The sequence below is a fragment of the Serratia sp. SM04 genome, from assembly GCF_040280225.1.
Classification (GTDB): Bacteria; Pseudomonadota; Gammaproteobacteria; order Enterobacterales; family Enterobacteriaceae; genus Serratia; species Serratia sarumanii.
Genome location: NZ_JBEOQT010000003.1, coordinates 14,929 through 39,228, shown reverse-complemented (window position 1 = coordinate 39,228; position 24,300 = coordinate 14,929). Strand labels below are relative to the sequence as shown.

The window sequence follows — 24,300 nt, the reverse complement described above, 5'->3', positions numbered from 1 at the left end:
CAATGGTTAACCGGCGACGTGCAGCGCGACCAGGATCAGGTCGATCAATTTGATGCCGACGAACGGCACCAGCAGACCGCCGACCCCGTACAGCCACAGGTTGCGGCGCAGCAGGGCCGCGGCGCTCATCGGTTTATAGCTCACCCCTTTCAGCGCCAACGGGATCAGGAACACGATCACCAGGGCGTTGAAGATCACCGCCGACATGATGGCGGAGGCGGGGGAGTGCAGGTGCATCACGTTCAGCGCGTTCAGCTGCGGGTAGGTGGCCGCGAACGCCGCCGGAATGATGGCGAAGTATTTGGCCACGTCGTTGGCGATGCTGAAGGTGGTCAGCGAGCCGCGCGTCATCAGCATCTGTTTGCCGATGTGCACCACTTCGATCAGCTTGGTCGGGTTGGAATCCAGATCGACCATGTTGCCCGCCTCTTTGGCAGCCTGGGTGCCGGAGTTCATCGCCACCGCCACATCGGCCTGCGCCAGCGCCGGGGCGTCGTTGGTGCCGTCGCCGGTCATCGCCACCAAACGGCCTTCTCCCTGATACTGGCGGATCAGCGCCAGCTTGGCTTCCGGCGTGGCTTCCGACAGGAAATCGTCCACCCCGGCTTCGGCGGCGATCGCCGCCGCGGTCAGCGGGTTATCGCCGGTGATCATCACCGTTTTGATGCCCATCTTGCGCAGCTCATTGAAGCGTTCCTTGATGCCGCCCTTGACGATATCCTTCAGCGCCACCACGCCCAGCACCCGGGCGCCTTCCGCCACCACCAGCGGCGTGCCGCCGGTGCGCGCCACGCTTTCCACCAGATCGTCCACCGCCCGCGGGAAGTGGCCCTGATTGGTTTCGACGTGGCGGCGAATGGCGTCCACCGCGCCTTTGCGGATCATGCGCTCCTGCACGTTGACGCCGCTCATGCGGGTCTGGGCGGAGAAGGGCACGAAGGTGGCGTTCAGCGCCTGCAGATCGCGTTCGCGCAGGTTGAAGCGCTGTTTGGCCAGCACCACGATGCTGCGGCCTTCCGGCGTTTCGTCCGCCAGCGAGGCCAGCTGCGCGGCGTCCGCCAGCTCTTGCTCTTTCACGCCCGGCGCCGGCAGGAACTCCGAAGCCTGGCGATTGCCCAGCGTGATGGTGCCGGTTTTATCCAGCAGCAGCACGTCCACGTCGCCGGCGGCTTCCACCGCGCGGCCGCTGGTGGCGATCACGTTGGCGCCGAGCATGCGGCTCATCCCGGCCACGCCGATGGCGGACAGCAGGCCGCCGATAGTGGTGGGGATCAGGCAGACCAGCAGCGCGACCAGCACGGTGATGGTGACCACGCTGCCGCTGCCGGCCGCTTCCACGCTGTATTGCGAGAACGGGAACAGCGTGGCGGTGGCCAGGACGAACACGATGGTCAGCGCCACCAGCAGGATGGTCAGTGCGATCTCGTTCGGCGTTTTGCGGCGTTTGGCGCCTTCCACCATGGCGATCATGCGATCGAGGAAGGTTTCCCCCGGGTTGACGCTGCACTGCACCACCAGCCAGTCGGACAGCACGCGGGTGCCGCCGGTGACCGAGGAGAAGTCGCCGCCGGACTCGCGGATCACCGGCGCGGATTCGCCGGTGATGGCGCTTTCATCCACCGAGGCGCCGCCTTCCAGCACTTCGCCGTCGCACGGGATGGTATCGCCGGCTTCCACCAGCACGATATCGCCTTTGCGCAGGCTCTCGGCGGCCACTTTCTCCGTGGCGCCGTCGCGGCGCGGGCCGGCCAGCTTTTTCGCCCAGCTGGTTTTCTTGGTGCCCTTCAGGCTTTCCGCCTGGGCCTTGCTGCGCCCTTCGGCCAGCGCCTCGGCGAAGTTGGCGAACAGCACGGTGAACCACAGCCACAGGGCGACGCTGCCGGTGAAGGCGGCGGCGCCGTCGGTTTGGCCGGTGAGGATCGCCAGCCAGATGGCGGTGGTCAGAATGCTGCCGATATACACCACGAACATCACCGGGTTGCGCCATTGAACGCGAGGGTCCAGTTTTTTCACCGCATCGATCAGCGCGGTGCGCACCAGAGCCGGTTCAAACAGCGCGCGTTGTTTGCGAGTCATCTCTTATTCTCTCTCTGTGACGTCGATTAGTTTGCCAACCAAAGCTGCAAATGCTCGGCCACCGGGCCCAGCGCCAGCGCCGGCACGAAGGTCAGCGCGCCCACCAGCAGCACGGTGCCGATCAGCAGGCCGATAAACAGCGGCCCATAGGTCGGCAGGGTGCCGTTGCCCGCCGGCTGGCGCTGCTTGGCGCTCAGCGAGCCGGCGATCGCCAGCACCGGCAGGATCACCCCGAAGCGGCCGACGAACATGGCGAAGGCCAGCAGCAGGTTGTAGAACGGCGTATTGACGCTCAACCCGGCGAAGGCGCTGCCGTTGTTGTTGGCGGCGGAGGACAGGGCGTACAGCACTTCGCTGAAGCCGTGGGCGCCCGGGTTGAGGATGCCGGCGCGGCCCGCGTCGGTGCCGATGGCCAGCGCGCTGCCCAGCAACACCAGCGTCGGCGTGACCAGGATCGCCAGCGCGGTCATTTTCATGTCGTAAACGTCGATCTTCTTGCCCAGATATTCCGGGGTGCGGCCGATCATCAGACCGGCGATAAACACCGTCAGCAGCACGAACAGCAGCATGCCGTACAGGCCGGAGCCGACGCCGCCGAACACCACTTCGCCGATCTGCATCAGCCACATCGGCACCATGCCGCCCAGCGCGGTGAAGGAGTCGTGCATGGCGTTGACCGCCCCGCAGGACGCGGCGGTGGTGACTACCGAGAACAGGCTGGTGGCGAGAATGCCGAAGCGCGACTCTTTGCCTTCCATATTGATGTTGCTGTCGGCGCCCAGCGCGCTCAGGTGCGGGTTGCCCGCCAGCTCGGCGACCATCACCGCCACCACCGCCGCCACGAAGATCAGCGCCATCGCCCAGATCAGCGCATGGCCCTGGCGGTTTTCACCGGCCAACTGGCCGAAGGAGAAGCACAGCGCGCAGGGGATCAGGAAGATGGCCAGCATCTGCACGAAGTTGGTCAGCACGGTTGAGTTCTCGAACGGGTGCGCCGAGTTGGCGCCGAAGAAGCCGCCGCCGTTGGTGCCGAGCATCTTGATCGCTTCCTGCGAGGCCACCGGCCCCATCGGCAGCGTCTGCTGCGCGCCTTCGAGCGTGGTGACGTGCAGGTAAGGCAGGAAGTTTTGCAGCGTGCCCTGGCTGACGAAGAACAGGGCGATCAGCAGCGCGATCGGCAGCAGCACATACAGCGTGATGCGGAACAGATCGGCCCAGGCGTTGCCGACGGTCTTGCCGGCGCGGCGGGTAAAGGCGCGGATCAGCGCAAAGGCCACGGCGATACCGGTGGCGGCGGAGACGAAGTTCTGCACCGCCAGCCCGGCCATCTGGCTTAAATAGCTGAGGGCGCTTTCGCCGCTGTAGGCTTGCCAGTTGGTGTTGGTGACGAAGCTGACGGCGGTGTTGAGCGCCAGATCCCAGGAGAGGCCCGGGAAGCCTTGCGGGTTGAGCGGCAGCGAGCCCTGCGTCATCAGCAGGGAAAACAGCAGCGCCAGGCCGAGCAGGTTGAACGCCAGGATCGCCAGCACGTACTGCCACCAGTTCATCTCGGTGGCGCGGATGCCGCAGGCGCGCCAGACGCCGGCTTCTACCCCGCGCAGCGCAGGCAGCGGCTCACCTTCGATCAGGCGCGCCATAAAGCCGCCCAGCGGCCGGGCCAGCAGCAGAAGCACCAGCAGGAAGCTGGCGATCAGTAAAAAGGCTGAAGCCGCCATCAGAAATCCTCCGCGTTAAACAGGGCGTAGACCAGATAGGCCAACAGCAGCAGAACCAACAGCGCACCACCAATAACGCTGAAACTCACGGGACACCTCCAGAGGTGTTGTTTTTGATAGAGGCAGTGTAGGGAGAGGGGTAGAAAGAAGATGAAAAAATCGCGCGGGCGGGTGTAAAAAAAGTATAAAAATGGCTGAAATTTCGGCGAAAATTTAGCATTTCAATCATCAGGCCGGTGGCGAAAGGGGGCTTGATGGGGGAATGAGAACGGGCGTAAGCAGGAAATGACGAACCGAATAATAACCACAATGTAACTCATGGTAAGTTAAAAATTAACCTTTCTGTAACAAAATTACGAATCGCGGCGGAGATTAGCGATTTTTTGTGCGATTTAGTGGTCGGATGAGTAGTAAACTTTCATCAAGTGCGCTAAAATTTTGTCCAGTTACCAAATTACCGATTGTTCATTTGATACGCCGACGCCGTTTTCCCTGACAAATCAACGGCAGGCGTTTTTAGGAGGTTCGCATGTCTACGACCTATCACGCTTATTCACTGCATCGGATTCTCCTGCGCCGCAGCGCAGTGGTTATCGCGGGCATTTTGGCCCTGCCGGTGATGCTGTTCCGCAGCGATCGCGGGCGTTTTTACAGCTACCTGCACCGCGTCTGGTCAAAAACCAGCGATAAGCCGGTCTGGCTGCAGCAGGCGGAACTGGCGTCCTGCGATTTCTACTGAGCCACTGCCGATTCACGAAAAACCCTCGCCCTGCGGCGAGGGTTTTTTTATGCCTATAGTCGGCCCTATCAAGCGCAAGGTCGTATTCGGCAAGCCATTCTTCTACACTTTCCTCATCGGTCAACAACACGGGAGAGCGGTATGAGCGACAAGATCCCTATCGGCATCAGCGCCTGTTTACTGGGCGACGCGGTGCGTTTCGACGGCGGCCACAAACGGCTGGCCTTTGCGGTGGAACAGTTGGCGCCCTATGTGCGCTTTGAGCCCATTTGCCCGGAAATGGCGATCGGCCTGCCTACACCACGCCCGGCGCTGCGCCTGGTGAAGCAGGCGCAGCCGTGGCCGGCGATGCGCTACAGCAACGACGCCGGCGTGGATCTGACCGAGGAGATGCGCGGCTTCTCCGCGCAGCGCGTGGCGGCCTTGCAGCATCTGTGCGGCTATATCGTCTGCGCCAAGTCACCGAGCTGCGGCCTGGAGCGGGTGCGGGTCTACAGCGAAAACGGCAAGGACTCACGTAAAAACGGCGTCGGGCTGTTTACCGCGGAACTGCTGCGCCAGATGCCGTGGCTGCCGGTGGAAGAAGACGGACGATTGCAGGATGCGGCACTGCGGGAAAACTTTATCGAGCGGGTGTACGCGCTGTACGAGTTGAACATGCTGTGGCGCCAGGGGCTGACCCGCGGCGGGCTGATCGCGTTTCACAGCCGCTACAAGCTGTCGCTGCTGGCGCATTCGCAGCCGGCGTATCGCGAATTGGGGCGCTTCGTCGCCGATATTCACCGCTGGGATTCGCTGGAGGCCTTCGCCGTGGAATATCGCAGCCGCCTGATGGCGCTGTTGGCGCACAAGGCAACGCGGCGCAACCACACCAACGTGTTGATGCACGTGCAGGGCTACTTCCGCCGTCAGCTCAGTACGGCGCAGCGCCAGGAGCTGGCGCACCTTATCGACCGCTACCGGCAGGGCATGCAGCCGCTGTTGGCGCCGATCGCGCTGCTCAAGCATTACATGGCGGAATACCCCGATCGCTATCTGGCGGAACAACGCTATTTCGAACCTTATCCGGAGGCGCTGCGTTTGCGTTACGGCCATTGATTGACAAGGAGTTTTATGACCACGCATCTGGTCTGGTTGCGTAACGATCTGCGTATCACCGACAACAAAGCGCTGCACGCCGCCTGCAGCGATCCCGAAGCCCGGGTGCTGGCGGTGTTTATCGCCACGCCGCAGCAGTGGCGGCAACATGAGATGGCGCCGCGGCAGGCGGCGCTGATCCACGCCAGCCTGCGGGCGGTGCAGCAGGCGCTGGCGCACAAGGGCATTGCGCTGCATTGCCATTCCTGTGCGGACTTTGCCGCGTCGATCGACTGGCTGGCGGACTATTGCGAGCGAGAGCAGGTGGATGCGCTGTTTTACAATCGCCAGTACGAACTGAACGAACGGCGGCGCGATGCGCGGCTGGAACAGCGGTTGAGTGGCCGGGTGAGGTGTCACGGTTTCGATGACAGCCTGCTGCTGCCGCCGGGCAGCGTACTCACCGGCGGCGGCGAGATGTACAAGGTCTATACGCCGTTTCGCAACGCTTTTCTTCAACGCCTGACCGAGTCCGACGTGAGCTGCCTGCCGGCGCCGAAGATCCGCGCCGGTGGTGCGTTACCTATGCCTGAAGCGCCGGCGGCGTTCGATTACCCTATGGCGGAGACTGGGGATGGCTATCCCGCCGGTGAGGAGGCCGCGTTGCAGCGGCTGCGCGCCTTTTGCCGCGAGCAGGTGCAGGATTACCTCCGGCAGCGCGATCTGCCGGCCCTCGCCGGCACCAGTAGCCTGTCGCCCTATCTGGCGATCGGCGTGCTGTCGCCGCGCCAGTGCTTCAACCGCCTGCGCGCCGAATGCCCGCAGCTGCTGGAAGATCGCGAAAGCGGTGCCTTCGCCTGGCTCAACGAGCTGATTTGGCGTGAGTTCTATCGCCATCTGCTGGTGGCCTATCCCGATCTGTGCCGCCATCGGCCGTTTATTGCCTGGACGGACAAGGTGCGCTGGTGCGATGACGCGGCGAAGCTGCACGCCTGGCAGCGGGGCGAGACCGGCTATCCGATCGTCGATGCCGCCATGCGCCAGCTGAACGCCACCGGCTGGATGCACAACCGGCTGCGCATGATCAGCGCCAGTTTTCTGGTGAAGGATCTGTTGATCGACTGGCGCGCCGGGGAGCGCTATTTCATGTCGCAACTGCTGGATGGGGATCTGGCGGCCAATAACGGCGGCTGGCAGTGGGCGGCATCCACCGGCACCGACGCCGCGCCGTATTTCCGCATCTTCAACCCGACGACTCAGGGTGAACGTTTTGATCCACAAGGCACTTTTATCCGTAAATGGTTGCCGGAACTGGCGGATGTGCCCGACAATGACATCCATCATCCCCATCGCTGGGCGGAAAAGCAGCGATGCACGCTGAACTACCCGCTGCCGATCGTCGATCATAAGCAAGCCCGGCTGGAGACGCTGGCGGCGTTCGAGGCGGCAAAACGGGGAGAGTCTTGAGGCAACTGCAAGGAGCGATGCAATGATGAAAAAGGTGCTGGCCCTGTGCCTGAGCGGCTATTCGGCGCTGGCGATCGCCGGCTTTGACGTGGTGGCGCTGGGCGTCGACGGCGGCGTCAGCGACGGCAACCTGACTTCCTACCTGATCCGCAGCGACAATCAGCCGCGGTATGTGGCGCTGGACGCCGGTTCGCTGCTGCCGGGCATCGCCAAAGGGCTGGAGAAGGGCAGCTTCCCGCAGGTGACGCCCGAGCTGGCCGCGCCTTACACGCCGCAGGGCTATGTGTTCCGGCAGTTGATCGGCAGCTACTTTATCAGCCACGGCCACCTGGACCACGTGGCGGGGCTGATCCTCGGCTCACCCGAGGACAATAAAAAAACCGTTTACGCCCAGGCGGACACCGTGCTGACCCTACGTAATCACTACTTCAACTGGAAGGCGTGGCCGAACTTTACCGACGCCGGCAACGGTTCGCGGCTGGGCACCTACCGGCTGCAAACGGTGCGGCCGCAGCAGCGGTTTACCCTCGGCCTGACCGGATTGACCGGCGTGATGTACCCGCTCAGCCACGATCGCTATCCGTCGTCGATGCTGCTGATTTCCAACGGCAACGAGTTCTTCGCCTACTTCGGCGATACCGGGCCGGATAAGGTGGAGCAGTCGCGCGATCTCGATACCGTCTGGCGCGCGCTGGGGCCGCTTGTCGAGCAGAAGAAGCTCAAGGGCATGATTATCGAAACCTCTTACCCTAATGGGGTGGAGGATAAACATCTGTACGGCCATTTGACGCCGGCCTGGCTGCTGAAGGAGCTGAAGAACCTGACGCAGTACAGCGGCGGCGATGGCTCGCTGAACGGTTTGCCGGTGGTGATCAGCCACATCAAGCCCAGCCTGAAGCAGGGCGAAGATGCGCGCGCCGCCATTGCGCAACAGCTGGCGCAGGGCAACGATCTGGGGGTGAAATTCATCCTGATGGCGCAGGGCGACCGGCAGACATTTTGACTATGAAGAGAGAAGAGAATGCGTAACCTCGATCTGGAACAACTGATCAACACGGAACTGAACGCCGCGGCGTTTCAGGACTACGCCCCCAACGGATTGCAGGTAGAAGGCCGCCCGCACGTGCAGCGCATCGTGACCGGCGTCACCGCCTGTCAGGCGCTGCTGGACGCCGCGGTGGCGCATCAGGCCGATGCGATTATCGTGCACCACGGCTATTTCTGGAAAAACGAGGCGCCGGCGGTGCGCGGCATGAAGCGCAACCGCCTGAAAACGCTGCTGACCCACGATATCAACCTGTACGGCTACCACCTGCCGCTGGACGCGCATCCGGTGCTGGGCAACAACGCGCAGCTGGCGCAGGCGCTGGGCATTCGGGTGATTGGCGACGTCGAGCCGCTGGTGCCGCACGGCGAATTTGAACAGCCGCTGACCGGCGAAGCGCTGCAGCAGCGTATCGAAAGCCGGCTGGGGCGCGCGGTGCTGCACTGCGGCGATAACGCGCCTGAGCACATTCGCCGGGTGGCCTGGTGCACCGGCGGCGGCCAGGGCTTTATCGACAGCGCGGCGCGCTTCGGCGTCGATGCGTTCATCAGCGGTGAAGTGTCTGAGCAGACCATTCACAGCGCGCGCGAAATGGGCGTGCATTTCTTCGCCGCCGGCCACCACGCCACCGAGCGCGGCGGCGTGAAGGCGCTGGGCGACTGGCTGGCGCAGCACCACGGCTTTGATGTGACCTTTATCGACATCCCGAATCCCGCCTGATTTTTTTCTTCCCCGGATCCAGCCCGGCCTGTGCGCCGGCTGAATCCTTCTATCGCGCTATTTCCTTATTTTCCCTATGGTTGCGTTCTATTGACAGCCGGGGCCGCGTCACGCATAACTGGTGTGTTTTTCATCGCGATAATAATAAGGAGAATAAGGGTGCAACAAGCACGTTATTACCTGTTGGGTGAAAGAGCGGTAGTGCTTGAACTGTCGCCGCCGGTGACCTTACCGAGCCAGCAGCGCATCTGGGCGCTGGCGGAAAAGCTGAATCACCACCCCGACGTGCGGGAAGTGGTGCCGGGGATGAACAACCTGACGCTGTTGCTGCATACGCCGCAGGCCGACGCCGAAGCGATGCTCGCGCTGCTGCAGCAAGGTTGGGAAAGCAAAGAGAGCCTGACGCCGGAATCGCGCCAGGTGGATATTCCGGTGGTCTACGGCGGGGAGCAAGGCCCCGATCTGGATGAAGTGGCGCGCCATACCGGCATGACGCCGCGGCAGGTGGTGGAATGCCACGCGGCGGCGGCCTACGTGGTCTATTTCCTCGGCTTTCAGCCGGGCTTCTCCTATTTGGGCGGCATGCCGGAACTTCTGGCGACGCCGCGCCGCGCGGAACCGCGTCTGGCGGTGGCGGCCGGCTCCGTCGGCATCGGCGGCGGCCAGACCGGTATCTATCCGCTGGTGACGCCCGGCGGCTGGCAGCTGATCGGCCGCACGCCGCTGGCGCTGTTCAATCCGCATGAAATGCCGCCGACGCTGCTGCGCCCGGGCGATAACGTGCGCTTCGTGCCGCAGAAGGAGGGCGTATGCTGATTATTCTGCGTGCCGGCATCTATACCACGGTGCAGGATTTGGGCCGCGAGGGATTCCGCCGCCTGGGCATCAGCACCGGCGGGGCGCTGGATCAACCGGCGCTGAAGATCGCCAACCTGCTGGTGGGCAATGCGCCGGAGGCCGCCGGGCTGGAGATCACCCTCGGCCAGTTCAGCGCCGAGTTTACCCGCCCTGGCTGGATCGCCTTGACCGGTGCCGGCTGCGACGCGCAGCTGGACGGCAAGCCGCTGTGGACCGGCTGGCGCTACCCGGTGAAAAAGGGGCAGCGGCTGGCGCTGGGCACGCCGAAACGCGGCATGCGCAGCTACCTGGCGATCTCGGGCGGCATCGCCGTGCCGGAAATGCTGGGCTCGTGCAGCACCGACATGAAAGCCGCCTTTGGCGGCCACGAAGGCCGTAATCTGAAGGACGGCGATCGGCTGCCGCTGGGCAAATCCACCGTGCTGCCGCAACACCGTTGCGGCGTGAAGCAGCTGCTGTTCACCAACCGCATTCGCGCGCTGCCGGGGCCGGAGTACGCTGAGTTCAGCGAAGAGGCGCAGGACACGTTCTGGCGCACCGCCTGGCAGCTCAGCCCGCAGAGCAACCGCATGGGCTACCGCCTGCACGGCGGCACGCCGCTGGAGCGCACCACCGATCGAGAGATGCTGTCGCACGGCCTGCTGTCCGGCGTGGTGCAGGTGCCGCACAACGGCCAGCCGATCGTGCTGATGGCCGATGCGCAAACCACCGGCGGTTACCCGCGTATCGCCTGTGTGATAGAGGCCGATCTCTACCACTTGGCGCAGATCCGTCTCGGCGAACCGATCCACTTCGTTCTCTGCTCACTGGCCGAGGCGCAGCGCGCCAAAGCCGAGCAGGATCTCTTCCTTCGACAGATTGCCTGGGGGTTACATGATCGTTGATTTGAACGCCGATCTCGGCGAAGGCTGCGCCAACGACCAGGCGCTGTTGCAACTGGTGAGCTCGGCCAACATCGCCTGCGGCTTTCACGCCGGCGATGCGCAGACCATGCGTCAGTCGGTGCGCTGGGCATTGCAGTACGGCGTGGCGATCGGCGCCCACCCGAGTTTTCCCGATCGGGAGAACTTCGGCCGCACCCGCATGCAGCTGCCGCCGGAAACGGTGTACGCGCAGGTGGTGTATCAGCTCGGGGCGCTGGCGGCCATCGCCCGCGCCGAGGGCGGGGTGATGGTGCACGTTAAGCCGCACGGCATGCTGTACAACCAGGCGGCGGTTGAGCCGGCGCTGGCGGAAGCGATCGCCCGGGCGGTGCAGGCGGTCGATCCGGCGCTGCGGCTGGTGGGGCTGGCCGGCAGCGAGCTGATTCGCGCCGGGGAACAACTCGGTCTGACCACCCGGCAAGAGGTGTTCGCCGATCGCGGCTATCAGGCCGACGGCACGCTGGTGCCGCGCGGTTTGCCGGGGGCGCTGATTGAGGATGACGAACAGGCGCTGGCGCAAACGCTGGAGATGGTGCGCCATCACCGGGTGCGCAGCGTGGATGGCGTCTGGACTGCCGTTCAGGCGGAAACCGTCTGCCTGCACGGGGACGGCGAGCATGCGCTGGCGTATGCGCGCAAGCTGCGGGACAGTTTTGTTCAGCAGGGCATCCGCGTCAGCGCGGAGCAGTAAAGCAATAAAGCAAGACACAACATCACAAGCAAAAAACTATTAGAAAATATCGAGGGAAGACTATGGAACAGGCCGTGAATCTCTGGCCACTGATTGGCATCGCCGCCATCGTGGTCGGGTTTGTATTGCGTTTCAACCCGGTGCTGGTGGTGATCGCCGCCGGCATCATCACCGGTTTGGCGGCGCTGATGCCGCTGGACGTCATTCTGGAAAAGCTCGGCGAGGGCTTTCTCAACACCCGCAACCTGCCGCTGATCCTGCTGTTGCCGCTGGCGGTGATCGGCCTGCTGGAGCGCCACGGGCTGAAAGAACGGGCGCAGGCGTGGATCGCCAGGATCAAAAGCGCCACCGCCGGCCGTCTGCTGATCGTCTACCTGTTCGTGCGCGAGATTACCGCGGCGATGGGGCTGACCAGCCTGGGCGGGCATCCGCAGATGGTGCGGCCGCTGCTGGCGCCGATGGCGGAAGGGGCAACGGAAAACCGCTACGGCGAGCTGCCGGAGCGCACGCGCCACCGTTTGCGCGCCATGTCGGCCGCGACCGACAACGTCGGGCTGTTCTTCGGCGAGGATATCTTCGTCGCCTTCGGCGCGATCATCTTCATGCACAACTTTATGCTGGAGTCCGGCGGCATTCAGACCGAGCCGCTGCATATCGCGCTGTGGGGCATTCCGACCGCGATTTTCGCTTTCCTGATCCACGCGTTCCGGCTGTATCGGATGGATAAGCAGCTGAGCGCAGAGCTGGCGCAGCTGAATCAGGCGGCGCTGCAGGCGAAGGGGGAGGCACGATGAACTTCCAGCAACAATATCTCTACTGGCTGGCCGGCGCGGTGCTGCTGATTGTGGCGGTGATGTCCTTCCGCGATCGCGCCAACCCGCGCCGCATCACCACCGGGCTGTTTTGGGGGCTGTACGGCCTGGTGTTCCTGGTCGGCGACTGGACTTACCGCCTGCTGGGCGACGTGCTGGGCGAGGGTAGCAACGAAAAACGCATGCTGCACATCATAGTTGGCGTGGTGGTGGTGGTGATGGCCCTGATTGCCGGTTTCGGCGGTGTGCGCCTCGGCAGCTATCATCAACGGACGCCGCAGGAGCGCGAGGCCAGCGCCAAGCGCCTGGGCAACAAGCTGTTTATCCCCGCTCTGGCAATCCCGGTGGTGACGGTGATCGGCGTGCTGCTGTTCAACAACGTGCCGGCGTTGCAAAGCGCGGTATTCGGCAGCGGCAACCATGCGACGCTGATCACCCTGTTCTCGATGACCGTCGGCTGCCTGATCGGTCTGGCGATCGCGGTGAAAATGACCCATGAGAAGGCCCTGCAGCCGATACAGGAAGCGCGGCGCCTGCTGGATTCGATCGGCTGGGCGTTCATTCTGCCGCAGATCCTCGCCACGCTGGGGCTGCTGTTTACCGTCGCCGGCGTCGGCACCGCGATCTCGCATTTGACCCAGGAGTATCTGGCGGTGGATAACCGCTTTATCGCCGTGGCGGTCTACGCTATCGGTATGGCTGTGCTGACCATGGTGATGGGCAACGCCTTCGCCGCTTTCCCGATCGTTACCGCCGGCATCGGCATTCCGATCCTGGTGTTGCAGCACGGCGGCAACCCGGCGGTGATGGCGGCGATCGGCATGTTCTCCGGCTATTGCGGCACCCTGATGACGCCGATGGCGGCGAACTTCAACATCGTGCCGGCGGCGCTGCTGGATCTGCCGGACAAGAATGCGGTGATCAAGGCGCAGGTGCCGACCGGCGTGCTACTGCTGTTGGTTAACGTGTTCCTGCTGTATTTCCTGATGTTCCTGTAGGAGTAAGGATGCAAAAAGTATTGATTACCGGCTTTGAGCCGTTTGGCGGCGAGCGCCTCAACCCCTCCTGGGAAGTGGTGAAGCAGCTCAATGATATGGAGCTGGTCGGCACGCGCATCGTGGCGCGCCAACTGCCGTGCGTGTTCGGCGCGGCGCTGGAGGCGCTCAATGCGGCGATCGACGAGGTGCAGCCGGTGATGGTGCTGGCTATCGGCCAGGCCGGCGGCCGCACCGACATCACGATTGAACGGGTGGCGATCAACGTCGACGATGCGCGTATCCCCGACAATCAGGGGCAACAGCCGGTGGACGAGCCGATCGTCGCCGGCGGCCCGGCGGCCTATTTCAGTACATTGCCGATCAAGGCGATGGTCAGTTCGATGCGTGAGGCCGGCATTCCGGCCGCCGTTTCGCAGACCGCCGGCACCTATGTGTGCAACCATGTCATGTATGGCCTGCTGCACCGTTTGAGCGGCCAGCGTGAGGTGAAGGGCGGCTTTATCCATATCCCGTATCTGCCGGAGCAGGCGGCGGCGCACCCCGGCGCGCCGAGCATGGCGGCTTCGACGGTGCTGTTTGCATTGGAGCTGGCCGTTTCCATCGCTTTGCAGGTGGAGCACGATCTGAAAGTGGTGGGCGGCGCGACGCATTAATCAAGAAAATCCCCGGCGCATCGGGCTGCGCCGGGTCTACGTAAGGAGTGGTCTATGCCGGAAGGACCGGAGATTCGCCGGGCGGCGGACAAACTGGCGGCGGCGGTGATCGATCAGCCGTTGACCGCCGTCGATTTCGCTTTTCCCCAGCTGAAACACTATCGCCAGCGTCTGCTCGGCGAGCGCATCGTCGCCATCGAGCCGCGCGGCAAGGCGCTGCTGACCCATTTCTCCAATGGGTTGACGATGTTCAGCCACAACCAGCTGTACGGCGTGTGGAAAGTGGCGGCGGCCGGGGAGACGCCGGAGACCCGGCGCGATCTGCGGGTGCGGCTGGAAACCGCCCGCAGCGCGATATTGCTCTACAGCGCTTCCGACATTACCGTCGGGCCGCGCGAGGAGATAGAGCAGCACCCGTTTTTGCAACGCATCGGCCCCGACGTGTTGGACATGTCGTTGACGGTGGAAGATGTGGCGGAGCGGTTGCTGACGCCGCGTTTTCGCCGCAGGCAGCTGGGCGGCATGCTGCTCGACCAGGCGTTTCTTGCCGGATTGGGTAACTATCTGCGCGCCGAAATCCTGTGGCAGGCCGAACTGGCGCCGCAGCACAAACCGCAGGATCTGCCGCCGGAAGCGCTGCGCCGCCTGGCGGACGCATTGCTGGCGGTGCCGCGCCTTTCCTACCAGACGCGCGGGCAGGCGGATGACAACCGGCATCACGGCGCGCTGTTTCGCTTCAAGGTGTTTCATCGCAGCGGCGAGCCCTGCGAACGCTGCGGTGAGATGATCGTGCGTACCGATCTGTCGTCGCGGCCGTTTTATTGGTGCCCGGGCTGCCAGAAATAACCAAAAAAAACGCCGCCCGAAGGGGGCGGCGCTGTGCAGCTTCAGCCGGGAAAGCGGCTTACTTGTTTTTCAGCTGGGATTTGAAATCACGCTCGGCATAGCCGGTGTACAGCTGACGCGGACGGGCAATTTTGATGCCTTCGTCGTGCATTTCGTTCCAGTGGGCGATCCAGCCGATGGTGCGCGCGATGGCGAAGATCACGGTGAACATGGAAGAAGGAATGCCCATCGCCTTCAGGATGATGCCGGAGTAGAAGTCGACGTTCGGGTACAGTTTCTTCTCGATGAAGTACGGGTCGTTCAGCGCGATGTGTTCCAGCTCCATCGCGACCTGCAGCAGGTTGTCGTCCTTCTTGTTCAGCTCTTTCAGCACTTCGTGACAGGTCTCGCGCATCACGGTGGCGCGCGGATCGTAGTTTTTGTACACGCGGTGGCCGAAGCCCATCAGGCGGAAGGAGTCGTTCTTGTCCTTGGCGCGCTTGATGAATTCCGGAATGTGCTCGACGGTCTTGATCTCTTCCAGCATTTTCAGCGCCGCTTCGTTGGCGCCGCCGTGCGCCGGCCCCCACAGGGAGGCGATGCCGGCTGCGATGCAGGCGAACGGGTTGGCGCCGGAAGAGCCGGCGGTGCGCACGGTAGAGGTAGAGGCGTTCTGCTCATGGTCGGCGTGCAGGATCAGGATGCGATCCATGGCGCGTTCCAGCACCGGGTTCACCACGTACTCTTCGCACGGGGTGGCGAACATCATGTGCAGGAAGTTGCCAGCATAGGACAGATCGTTGCGCGGGTAAACGAACGGCTGGCCCAGGGAGTATTTGTAGCACATCGCCGCCACGGTAGGCATTTTGGACAGCAGGCGGAACGCGGTGATTTCACGGTGACGCTCGTTGTTGACGTCCAGCGCATCGTGGTAGAACGCCGCCAGCGCGCCGGTCACGCCGCACAGCACCGCCATCGGGTGCGAGTCGCGACGGAAGCCACGGAACAGATGGGTGATCTGGTCGTGGATCATGGTGTGGCGGGTGACGGTGGTCTTGAAGGTCTCGAACTCTTCCGGCGTTGGGGTCTCGCCGTAGAGCAGGATGTAGCACACTTCCAGGTAGGAAGATTCTTTCGCCAGCTGCTCGATAGGGAAGCCGCGGTGCAGCAGCACGCCTTTGTCGCCGTCGATGAAGGTAATCTTGGATTCGCAAGAAGCGGTGGAGGTAAAGCCGGGATCAAATGTGAAATAACCTTTGGAACCCAGAGCGCGGACATCGAGGACATCAGGGCCCAGTGTCGGTGTCAATACGCCCAGTTCGATCGGAGCTTCGCTGTCGTTAATGGTTAGCGTCGCTTTCTTATCAGTCATTTACTGTCTCCTTAGCGCCTTATTTTAAAAACCACTAACAACTGAAATACCTTAAATCTCTGCAGGTTGCCCGCAAAAAAATGGTGCGGACGCTAACTCTGTGAGCGACTGCGCAACTGTGCGCGGGTAGGGTACAGAGTGCTGACCAGGCGAACGAGACGGGTGACCAGTTGTTAACGATTCATAGTAATTCGTTATAGTCTGTTAATCTTACCTATGAGCTGTTCGAAGAGATGTGAACCTATCCCAATAATCTGTTTTTATTTGCTTTATTTGCTTTTTGACGCCGGCAAAATCGAGCGGGAAACAACGGCTATTGGGATAGGTTCGTCAAATACACTGTTGCACAACTCGAACCCGGGGGGAAGTGTATCTGCTGACCCATAGCGCATCATAGGACCGTTTGTGCCCCTATATGTAATGGAAATGTTGATCTCTTGTCAAATCAGATAATTAATTTTGCACTAATTGTGAAATCCGTGATCTGAATCACTGTTCGGGGGAAATGTTATCAAAGCGGTTGTATGAGAATTGTAATCAGAATGTGATCCTCCTATACTGCCGCCAGGTCTCCGGATTACCCTGAAGTAGGAGCACCCAGCGTTATAAATGCGCGCCGTTTGAGCACAGAGGATGTTGATGTTTGAGCGCGTGACGTGTAAGGGTTTTAGGCTCTTAACGCTGTCTGATCCCCGCCCAGGCCCGGAGGAAGGAAAATAATAAGAGCTGTGTGGGCAAATACGTGAAAAAACAACGACCTGTCAACTTGGATCTGCAAACGATCCGGTTCCCCGTAACTGCGATAGCGTCTATCTTACACCGAGTCTCTGGCGTAATTACCTTCGTTGCCGTGGGTATCCTCCTCTGGCTGCTGGGCCTGTCACTCTCTTCCCAAGAGGGGTTCCTGCAGGCGGCCGCCATCATGAATAGCTTCATCGTCAAATTCATATTCTGGGGCATCCTCACGGCGCTGGCCTATCACATTTGCGGTGGCATCCGTCACTTGTTAATGGATTTTGGCTACATCGAAGAGAGTTTGGCCGCCGGTACCCGTTCCGCCCAGGTGGCGATCGGCCTGACCGTCGTGCTGTCAGTTCTGGCTGGAGTCCTCGTATGGTAAACAACGTTTCTGCATTAGGGCGCAACGGCGTGCACGATTGGCTGCTGCTGCGCGCTTCCGCTATCATCATCACCCTTTACGTCCTGTATATCCTGGGCTTCTTCGTCACGGCTCCGGAACTCACTTATGACATCTGGCGCGGTTTCTTCGCCACTTCCATTACGAAAGTGTTCACTCTGCTGACCTTGCTGTCGATTCTGGTGCACGCCTGGATCGGGCTGTGGCAGGTGCTGACGGACTACGTCAAGCCGCTGGCGGTTCGCCTGGTGTTGCAGCTGGCTGTCGTGGTCGCGTTGCTGGTCTATTTACTGTACGGAACAATCGTAGTGTGGGGTGCTTAAATGAAACTGCCAGTCAGAGAGTTTGATGCCGTCGTAATCGGCGCCGGCGGTGCGGGCATGCGTGCCGCGCTGCAAATTTCCCAAGCGGGCTCGACCTGTGCCCTGCTGTCCAAAGTTTTCCCGACCCGTTCCCATACCGTGTCCGCACAGGGCGGCATCACCGTCGCGCTCGGCAACAGCCACGAGGACAACTGGGAATGGCATATGTACGACACGGTGAAAGGTTCCGACTATATCGGTGACCAGGACGCCATCGAATATATGTGTAAAACCGGCCCGGAAGCGATTCTGGAACTGGAACACATGGGCCTGCCGTTCTCTCGTCTGGACGACGGCCGCATCTATCAGCGCCCGTTCGGCGGCCAGTCGCTGAACTTCGGCGGCGAGCAGGCGGCGCGTACCGCAGCCGCAGCCGACCGTACCGGCCACGCGCTGCTGCACACCCTGTACCAACAGAACCTGAAAAACCACACCACCATCTTCTCCGAGTGGTATGCGCTGGATCTGGTGAAAAACCAGGACGGCGCGGTGGTCGGCACTACGGCTATCTGCATCGAAACCGGTGAAGTGGTTTACTTCAAAGCCAAGGCCACCGTGCTGGCGACCGGCGGCGCAGGCCGTATTTACCAGTCCACCACCAACGCCCACATCAACACCGGCGACGGTGTCGGCATGGCGCTGCGCGCCGGCGTGCCGGTGCAGGACATGGAAATGTGGCAGTTCCACCCGACCGGCATCGCCGGCGCGGGCGTGCTGGTGACCGAAGGCTGCCGCGGCGAAGGCGGTTACCTGCTGAACAAACACGGCGAGCGCTTCATGGAGCGTTATGCGCCGAACGCCAAAGATCTGGCGGGCCGCGACGTGGTTGCCCGTTCGATCATGATCGAAATCCGCGAAGGCCGCGGCTGCGACGGTCCTTGGGGCCCGCACGCCAAGCTGAAGCTGGATCACCTGGGTAAAGAGGTGCTGGAATCCCGTCTGCCGGGCATTCTGGAACTGTCCCGCACCTTTGCGCACGTCGATCCGGTGAAAGAGCCGATCCCGGTTATCCCGACCTGTCACTATATGATGGGCGGCATTCCGACCAAGGTGACCGGCCAGGCGCTGACCGTGAACGAGAAAGGCGAAGACGTGGTGATCCCGGGGCTGTTCGCGGTGGGCGAAATCGCCTGCGTATCGGTGCACGGCGCCAACCGCTTGGGCGGCAACTCGCTGCTCGACCTGGTGGTGTTCGGCCGTTCCGCCGGCATGCACCTGCAGGAATCGCTGGAAGAGCAGGGCGTGAGCCGTGACGCCAGCGACTCCGACGTGGAAGCCTCGCTGGATCGTCTGAACCGTTGGAACAACACCCGTTCCGGCGAAGACCCGGTCGAAATTCGCAAAGCGCTGCAGTCTTGCATGCAGCACAACTTCTCGGTATTCCGCGAAGGCGATGCGATGGCCAAGGGCCTGGAAGAACTGAAAGTGATCCGTGAACGTCTGAAGAACGCACGCCTGGACGATACCTCCAGCGAGTTCAACACCCAGCGCATCGAATGCCTGGAGTTGGATAACCTGATGGAGACCGCGTATTCCACCGCCGTGTCGGCCAACTTCCGTACCGAGAGCCGCGGCGCACACAGCCGCTTCGACTACCCGGAACGCGATGACGCCAACTGGCTGTGCCATTCGCTGTATCTGCCGCAATCGGAAAGCATGACGCGTCGTGAAGTGAACATGCAACCGAAGCTGCGCCCGGCATTCCCGCCGAAAGTGCGTTCTTACTAATTGCGGAGATCGACAGATGAAACTCGAATTTTCCATTTATCGCTACAACCCGGATGTCGATGACGCGCCGCACATGCAGGACTACACCCTGGAAGCGGAAGAAGGTCGCGACATGATGCTGCTGGATGCGTTGATCCAGCTGAAAGAAAAAGACCCGACCCTGTCGTTCCGTCGCTCATGCCGCGAAGGCGTGTGCGGTTCCGACGGCCTGAACATGAACGGTAAAAACGGCCTGGCGTGCATCACCCCGATTTCGTCGCTGCGCAAAGGTAACGGCAAGATCGTGATCCGTCCGCTGCCGGGCCTGCCGGTGGTGCGCGATCTGGTGGTGGATATGGGCCAGTTCTATACACAGTATGAAAAGATCAAGCCATACCTGCTGAACGACGGCAAGAACCCGCCGGCGCGCGAGCACCTGCAGTCGCCGGAGCAGCGCGCCAAGCTGGACGGTCTGTACGAGTGCATTCTGTGCGCCTGCTGCTCGACCTCTTGCCCATCGTTCTGGTGGAACCCGGACAAGTTCATCGGGCCTGCCGGTCTGCTGGCGGCGTATCGCTTCCTGATCGACAGCCGTGACACGGAAACGCAAGAACGTTTAGATGATCTGGACGACGCTTTTAGTGTTTTCCGCTGCCATAGCATTATGAATTGTGTCAGTGTATGTCCTAAAGGCTTGAACCCGACGCGTGCGATCGGGCATATCAAGTCCATGCTGCTGCAACGCGGCGCATAAACGGAATGAGATGCTGCGCCGGGCTCTTTTCCGGCGCACATCCCATAGGGGAGGGAACCTCTAAAAACTGACCCGCGGCTGCGGCGCTATGCAGCCTGGTTCTTCCGCCGGTTTTTAGAGGTTCCTTGTAAGGGACCGCAAGGTCCATAACAGAACGTATCGGGCCGTCATGGCCGCAAGTACGTCGAGTGAACCGTTTTACGGCAAACCGTATTCATCACGGTAATTATGTTAACCACGGCGAAAACTAAAGCTTCAAAGCTTAAGGGATCATGATGCAGAACGGCGCAATGAAGGCCTGGCTGGATTCCTCCTATCTGGCGGGCGCGAACCAGTCTTACATAGAGCAGCTCTATGAAGACTTCTTAACCGATCCGGGTTCCGTTGAAGATAGCTGGCGTTCCATTTTTCAACAGCTACCAACCGCGGGTGTCAAACCCGATCAGCTTCACTCTCAAACGCGCGATTACTTCCGCCGCCTGGCGAAAGACTCCGCGCGCTATAACACCACCATCACCGATCCGGAAACCGACGCCAAACAGGTCAAGGTACTGCAGCTGATCAACGCCTTCCGCTTCCGCGGGCATCAGCATGCCAACCTCGATCCGCTCGGCCTGTGGCAGCGCGAGCAAGTTCCTGACCTTGATCCCGCTTACCACAACCTGACCGAAGCCGATTTCCAGGAAACCTTCAACGTGGGCTCTTTCGCCATCGGCAAAGAAACCATGAAGCTGGGCGATCTGTACGCCGCGCTGAAGCAGACCTATTGCGGCTCGATCGGCGCTGAGTACATGCACATCACCAACACCGAAGAGAAACGCTGGATCCAACAGCGCATCGAGTCGGTGGTGGGGCGCGCCAGCTTTACCGCCGACGAAAAACGCCGTTTCCTGAACGAGCTGACCGCGGCGGAAGGCCTGGAACGTTACCTGGGCGCCAAATTCCCGGGCGCCAAACGCTTCTCGCTGGAAGGCGGCGACGCGCTGGTGCCGATGCTGAAAGAGATGGTGCGCCACGCCGGTAAGAACGGCACGCGCGAAGTGGTGTTGGGCATGGCCCACCGCGGCCGTCTGAACGTGCTGATCAACGTGCTGGGCAAAAAGCCGGCCGATCTGTTCGACGAATTCGCCGGCAAGCATAAAGAACACCTCGGCACCGGTGACGTGAAATATCACCAGGGCTTCTCTTCCGACGTGGAAACCGAAGGCGGCATGGTTCACCTGGCGCTGGCGTTCAACCCGTCGCACCTGGAGATCGTTAGCCCGGTGGTCATGGGCTCGGTTCGCGCCCGTCGCGATCGCTTGGACGAAGCGCGCAGCAACATGGTGCTGCCGATCACCATTCACGGCGACGCCGCCATCACCGGCCAGGGCGTGGTTCAGGAAACCCTGAACATGTCTCAGGCTCGCGGCTACGAAGTGGGCGGCACCGTGCGCATCGTCATCAACAACCAGGTTGGTTTCACCACCTCCAACCCGCTGGATGCGCGCTCTACCGAATACTGCACCGACATCGCCAAAATGGTTCAGTCGCCGATCTTCCACGTCAACGCGGACGATCCGGAGGCCGTGGCCTTCGTCACCCGCCTGGCGTTGGATTTCCGTAACACCTTTAAGCGTGACGTGATGATCGATCTGGTTTGCTACCGTCGCCATGGGCACAACGAGGCCGACGAGCCGAGCGCCACCCAGCCGGTGATGTATCAGAAGATCAAGAAACACCCTACGCCGCGCAAAATCTACGCTGACGTTCTGACCGAACAGAACGTGGCCAGCCTGGAAGATGCCACGGAAATGGTCAACCTGTACCGCGACGCGCTCGACCGCGGCGATTGCGTGGTTGAAGAATGGCGTCCGATGAACCTGCACTCCTTCACCTGGTCACCGTATCTGAACCACGAGTGGGACGAAGAGTACCCGAGCAAGGTTGAGATGAAGCGCCTGCAGGAGCTGGCACGCCGCATCAGCACGGTGCCGGAAGCGATCGAAATGCAGTCGCGCGTGGCGAAAATCTACGCTGACCGCGCCGAGATGGCGGCGGGCAACAAGCCGTTCGACTGGGGCGCCGCCGAAACGCTGGCCTACGCCACCATGGCGGATGAAGGCATTCCAATCCGCATCTCCGGCGAAGACGCCGGCCGCGGCACCTTCTTCCACCGTCACGCGGTGGTGCACAACCAGAAAAACGGTTCCGTCTACGTTCCGCTGGCGAACATCCACAGCGGCCAGGGCGAATTCAAGGTCTGGGATTCCGTGCTGTCTGAAGAAGCGGTGCTGGCGTTCGAATACGGCTACGCCACGGCGGAACCGCGCACGCTGACCATCTGGGAAGCGCAGTTCGGTGACTTCGCCAACGGCGCGCAGGTCGTTATCGACCAGTTCATCAGCTCCGGCGAGCAAAAATGGGGCCGTATGTGCGGCCTGGTGATGCTGCTGCCGCACGGCTATGAAGGCCAGGGCCCAGAGCACTCTTCCGCACGTCTGGAACGCTATCTGCAGCTGTGCGCAGAGCAGAACATGCAGGTGTGCGTCCCGTCCACGCCGGCGCAGGTTTACCATATGCTGCGTCGTCAGGCGCTGCGCGGTATGCGCCGTCCGCTGGTGGTGATGTCGCCGAAGTCGCTGCTGCGTCACCCGCTGGCGATTTCTTCGCTGGACGAATTGGCCAACGGCACCTTCCTGCCGGCGATCGGCGAGATCGACGACTTGGATCCGAAAGCGGTCAAGCGCGTCGTGCTGTGCTCCGGCAAGGTCTACTACGACCTGCTGGAACAGCGTCGCAAGAACGAGCAGAAAGACGTGGCTATCGTGCGTATCGAGCAGCTGTATCCGTTCCCGCATCAGGCCGTGCAGGCCGTGCTGGAGCAATACTCGCACGTGCATGATTTCGTCTGGTGTCAGGAAGAGCCGCTGAACCAGGGCGCCTGGTACTGCAGCCAACACAACTTCCGTGAAGTGGTGCCGTTCGGGGCTTCTTTACGTTACGCAGGACGTCCGGCCTCCGCTTCTCCGGCGGTGGGCTATATGTCCGTGCACCAGAAGCAGCAGCAGGCTCTGGTGAACGACGCGCTGAATATTGACTAATGTTCGCTCGCTTGCCGGCCGAGGGGCCGGCAAGCAGATGATAAAAAACTTAAGGGAAAGCTAAATGAGTAGCGTAGATATTCTGGTTCCTGACCTTCCTGAATCGGTTGCCGATGCGACCGTAGCCACCTGGCACAAAAAACCGGGCGACAGCGTGCAGCGTGATGAAGTCCTGGTTGAAATCGAAACCGACAAAGTGGTGTTGGAAGTGCCGGCCAGTGAAGCGGGCATTCTCGATGCTATCGTGGAAGAAGAGGGCGCGACCGTACTGTCTCGCCAGCTGCTCGGCCGCATCCGTCCGGGCGACAGCTCCGGCAAGCCGACCGCTGAAAAGAGCCAGGAGAAAGAAGCCACGCCTGCCCAGCGCGCTACCGCGAGCCTGGAAGAAGAAAGCAATGACGCGCTCAGCCCGGCGATTCGCCGCCTGATCGCCGAACACGATCTCGATGCCGGCGCCATCAAAGGCACCGGCGTGGGTGGCCGTATCACGCGTGAAGACGTGGAAGCGCACCTGGCCAAAGGCGGCGCCGCTGCCAAACCGGCCGCCGCCGCTGAAGCCGCACCGCAGCCTGCTCTGGCCGGCCGCAGCGAAAAACGCGTGCCGATGACTCGCCTGCGCAAACGCGTCGCCGAGCGTCTTCTGGAAGCGAAGAACAGCACCGCGATGCTGACCACCTTCAACGAAATCAACATGCAGCCGATCATGGATCTGCGCAAGCAGTACGGCGAAGCCTTCGAGAAGCGCCACGGCGTGCGTCTGGGCTTCATGTCCTTCTACATCAAGGCGGTGGTTGAAGCACTGAAGCGCTTCCCGGAAGTGAACGCGTCGATCGACGGTTCTGACGTGGTTTACCACAACTACTTCGACATCAGCATCGCGGTTTCGACCCCGCGCGGCCTGGTGACGCCGGTACTGCGCGATGTGGACGCCATGAGCATGGCTGACATCGAGAAGAAAATCAAAGAGCTGGCCGTTAAGGGCCGCGACGGCAAACTGACCGTGGAAGAGCTGACCGGCGGTAACTTCACCATTACCAACGGCGGCGTATTCGGCTCCCTGATGTCTACCCCGATCATCAACCCGCCGCAGAGCGCCATCCTGGGCATGCACGCCATTAAAGATCGCCCAATGGCGGTCAATGGTCAGGTGGTGATCCAGCCGATGATGTATCTGGCGCTGTCTTATGACCACCGCCTGATCGACGGTAAAGAATCCGTCGGTTATCTGGTGACGGTCAAAGAGATGCTGGAAGACCCGGCTCGTCTGCTGCTGGACGTCTAGTAA

At 61.7% G+C, this 24,300-nt stretch carries 22 protein-coding genes; 18 read left to right on the top strand and 4 right to left on the bottom strand.

Going from position 1 to position 24,300, the window contains the following annotated elements:
- Nucleotides 1-6: 6 nt before the first annotated feature.
- Genes kdpB through ABTW55_RS05790 form a run of 3 tightly spaced genes read right to left on the bottom strand, consistent with a single transcriptional unit; the run spans nucleotide 7 to nucleotide 3,880 of the window.
- Nucleotides 7-2,076, bottom strand: a complete 2,070-nt coding sequence (kdpB, locus tag ABTW55_RS05800) for a potassium-transporting ATPase subunit KdpB (protein ID WP_033637460.1) — start codon at nucleotides 2,074-2,076, stop codon at nucleotides 7-9.
- A 26-nt stretch (nucleotides 2,077-2,102) separates the two neighbouring features.
- Complete coding sequence (kdpA, locus tag ABTW55_RS05795) at nucleotides 2,103-3,791, bottom strand: potassium-transporting ATPase subunit KdpA (RefSeq protein ID WP_060420293.1); 1,689 nt, start codon at nucleotides 3,789-3,791, stop codon at nucleotides 2,103-2,105.
- The gene (locus tag ABTW55_RS05790; protein WP_016928742.1) at nucleotides 3,791-3,880 is read right to left on the bottom strand and encodes a K(+)-transporting ATPase subunit F; all 90 of its coding nucleotides are present in this window, start codon (nucleotides 3,878-3,880) and stop codon (nucleotides 3,791-3,793) included. The genes kdpA and ABTW55_RS05790 overlap by 1 nt, the downstream gene beginning before the upstream one ends.
- Before the next feature lie 440 nt (nucleotides 3,881-4,320).
- Between ABTW55_RS05790 and ABTW55_RS05785 the strand changes: the two genes are divergently transcribed.
- The 12 genes from ABTW55_RS05785 to nei all read left to right on the top strand — a co-directional run bounded on the left by ABTW55_RS05785 (nucleotide 4,321) and on the right by nei (nucleotide 14,620).
- Nucleotides 4,321-4,530, top strand: a complete 210-nt coding sequence (locus ABTW55_RS05785) for a YbfA family protein (RefSeq protein ID WP_004939916.1) — start codon at nucleotides 4,321-4,323, stop codon at nucleotides 4,528-4,530.
- A 141-nt stretch (nucleotides 4,531-4,671) separates the two neighbouring features.
- Nucleotides 4,672-5,628, top strand: coding sequence for a DUF523 and DUF1722 domain-containing protein (locus ABTW55_RS05780; protein ID WP_049213575.1), 957 nt, complete (start codon nucleotides 4,672-4,674; stop codon nucleotides 5,626-5,628).
- Nucleotides 5,629-5,643: 15 nt separating this feature from the next.
- Nucleotides 5,644-7,074 carry a deoxyribodipyrimidine photo-lyase gene (gene phrB / locus ABTW55_RS05775; RefSeq protein WP_060420290.1) on the top strand — a complete coding sequence of 477 codons (1,431 nt, stop codon included), beginning with the start codon at nucleotides 5,644-5,646 and terminating at the stop codon, nucleotides 7,072-7,074.
- 22 nt (nucleotides 7,075-7,096) lie between these two features.
- Nucleotides 7,097-8,077, top strand: coding sequence for an MBL fold metallo-hydrolase (locus ABTW55_RS05770; RefSeq protein WP_047568879.1), 981 nt, complete (start codon nucleotides 7,097-7,099; stop codon nucleotides 8,075-8,077).
- 18 nt (nucleotides 8,078-8,095) lie between these two features.
- The gene (locus ABTW55_RS05765; RefSeq protein WP_025301873.1) at nucleotides 8,096-8,839 is read left to right on the top strand and encodes a type 2 GTP cyclohydrolase I; all 744 of its coding nucleotides are present in this window, start codon (nucleotides 8,096-8,098) and stop codon (nucleotides 8,837-8,839) included.
- Between the two features lie 159 nt (nucleotides 8,840-8,998).
- Nucleotides 8,999-9,655, top strand: coding sequence for a 5-oxoprolinase subunit PxpB (pxpB, locus tag ABTW55_RS05760; protein ID WP_110621179.1), 657 nt, complete (start codon nucleotides 8,999-9,001; stop codon nucleotides 9,653-9,655).
- On the top strand, nucleotides 9,649-10,581 hold the full coding sequence (gene pxpC, locus ABTW55_RS05755; RefSeq protein ID WP_049221828.1) for a 5-oxoprolinase subunit PxpC: 933 nt from the start codon (nucleotides 9,649-9,651) through the stop codon (nucleotides 10,579-10,581). The genes pxpB and pxpC overlap by 7 nt, the downstream gene beginning before the upstream one ends.
- Nucleotides 10,571-11,311, top strand: a complete 741-nt coding sequence (pxpA, locus tag ABTW55_RS05750) for a 5-oxoprolinase subunit PxpA (RefSeq protein ID WP_033647161.1) — start codon at nucleotides 10,571-10,573, stop codon at nucleotides 11,309-11,311. The genes pxpC and pxpA overlap by 11 nt, the downstream gene beginning before the upstream one ends.
- A 62-nt stretch (nucleotides 11,312-11,373) precedes the next feature.
- A complete protein-coding gene (locus ABTW55_RS05745) occupies nucleotides 11,374-12,105 on the top strand; it encodes a DUF969 domain-containing protein (protein WP_015376970.1) in 732 nt (243 codons plus the stop codon).
- Nucleotides 12,102-13,121: a DUF979 domain-containing protein gene (locus ABTW55_RS05740; RefSeq protein WP_060420288.1), complete on the top strand. Its 1,020-nt coding sequence runs from the start codon at nucleotides 12,102-12,104 to the stop codon at nucleotides 13,119-13,121. Before ABTW55_RS05745 ends, ABTW55_RS05740 begins: the two co-directional genes overlap by 4 nt.
- Nucleotides 13,122-13,129: 8 nt before the next feature.
- Nucleotides 13,130-13,774: a pyroglutamyl-peptidase I gene (pcp, locus tag ABTW55_RS05735; RefSeq protein ID WP_016928732.1), complete on the top strand. Its 645-nt coding sequence runs from the start codon at nucleotides 13,130-13,132 to the stop codon at nucleotides 13,772-13,774.
- Nucleotides 13,775-13,828: 54 nt separating this feature from the next.
- A complete protein-coding gene (gene nei / locus ABTW55_RS05730) occupies nucleotides 13,829-14,620 on the top strand; it encodes an endonuclease VIII (RefSeq protein WP_060420286.1) in 792 nt (263 codons plus the stop codon).
- Between the two features lie 58 nt (nucleotides 14,621-14,678).
- Here nei and ABTW55_RS05725 read toward each other — a convergent pair whose 3' ends face one another.
- Complete coding sequence (locus tag ABTW55_RS05725) at nucleotides 14,679-15,971, bottom strand: citrate synthase (protein WP_016928730.1); 1,293 nt, start codon at nucleotides 15,969-15,971, stop codon at nucleotides 14,679-14,681.
- A gap of 730 nt (nucleotides 15,972-16,701) precedes the next feature.
- Between ABTW55_RS05725 and sdhC the strand changes: the two genes are divergently transcribed.
- The 6 genes from sdhC to odhB all read left to right on the top strand — a co-directional run bounded on the left by sdhC (nucleotide 16,702) and on the right by odhB (nucleotide 24,297).
- On the top strand, nucleotides 16,702-17,091 hold the full coding sequence (gene sdhC, locus ABTW55_RS05720; RefSeq protein WP_004939893.1) for a succinate dehydrogenase cytochrome b556 subunit: 390 nt from the start codon (nucleotides 16,702-16,704) through the stop codon (nucleotides 17,089-17,091).
- Nucleotides 17,085-17,432 carry a succinate dehydrogenase membrane anchor subunit gene (gene sdhD / locus ABTW55_RS05715; protein ID WP_004939891.1) on the top strand — a complete coding sequence of 116 codons (348 nt, stop codon included), beginning with the start codon at nucleotides 17,085-17,087 and terminating at the stop codon, nucleotides 17,430-17,432. The genes sdhC and sdhD overlap by 7 nt, the downstream gene beginning before the upstream one ends.
- Nucleotides 17,433-19,199: a succinate dehydrogenase flavoprotein subunit gene (gene sdhA / locus ABTW55_RS05710; protein ID WP_015376974.1), complete on the top strand. Its 1,767-nt coding sequence runs from the start codon at nucleotides 17,433-17,435 to the stop codon at nucleotides 19,197-19,199.
- Nucleotides 19,200-19,215: 16 nt separating this feature from the next.
- Nucleotides 19,216-19,932 (top strand): succinate dehydrogenase iron-sulfur subunit, encoded by a 717-nt coding sequence (locus ABTW55_RS05705; protein WP_004939885.1) that lies wholly within the window; start codon nucleotides 19,216-19,218, stop codon nucleotides 19,930-19,932.
- A gap of 275 nt (nucleotides 19,933-20,207) precedes the next feature.
- Nucleotides 20,208-23,015, top strand: a complete 2,808-nt coding sequence (sucA, locus tag ABTW55_RS05700; protein ID WP_060422263.1) for a 2-oxoglutarate dehydrogenase E1 component — start codon at nucleotides 20,208-20,210, stop codon at nucleotides 23,013-23,015.
- 64 nt (nucleotides 23,016-23,079) lie between these two features.
- Nucleotides 23,080-24,297, top strand: coding sequence for a 2-oxoglutarate dehydrogenase complex dihydrolipoyllysine-residue succinyltransferase (gene odhB / locus ABTW55_RS05695; protein WP_033637469.1), 1,218 nt, complete (start codon nucleotides 23,080-23,082; stop codon nucleotides 24,295-24,297).
- Nucleotides 24,298-24,300 lie beyond the last annotated feature (3 nt).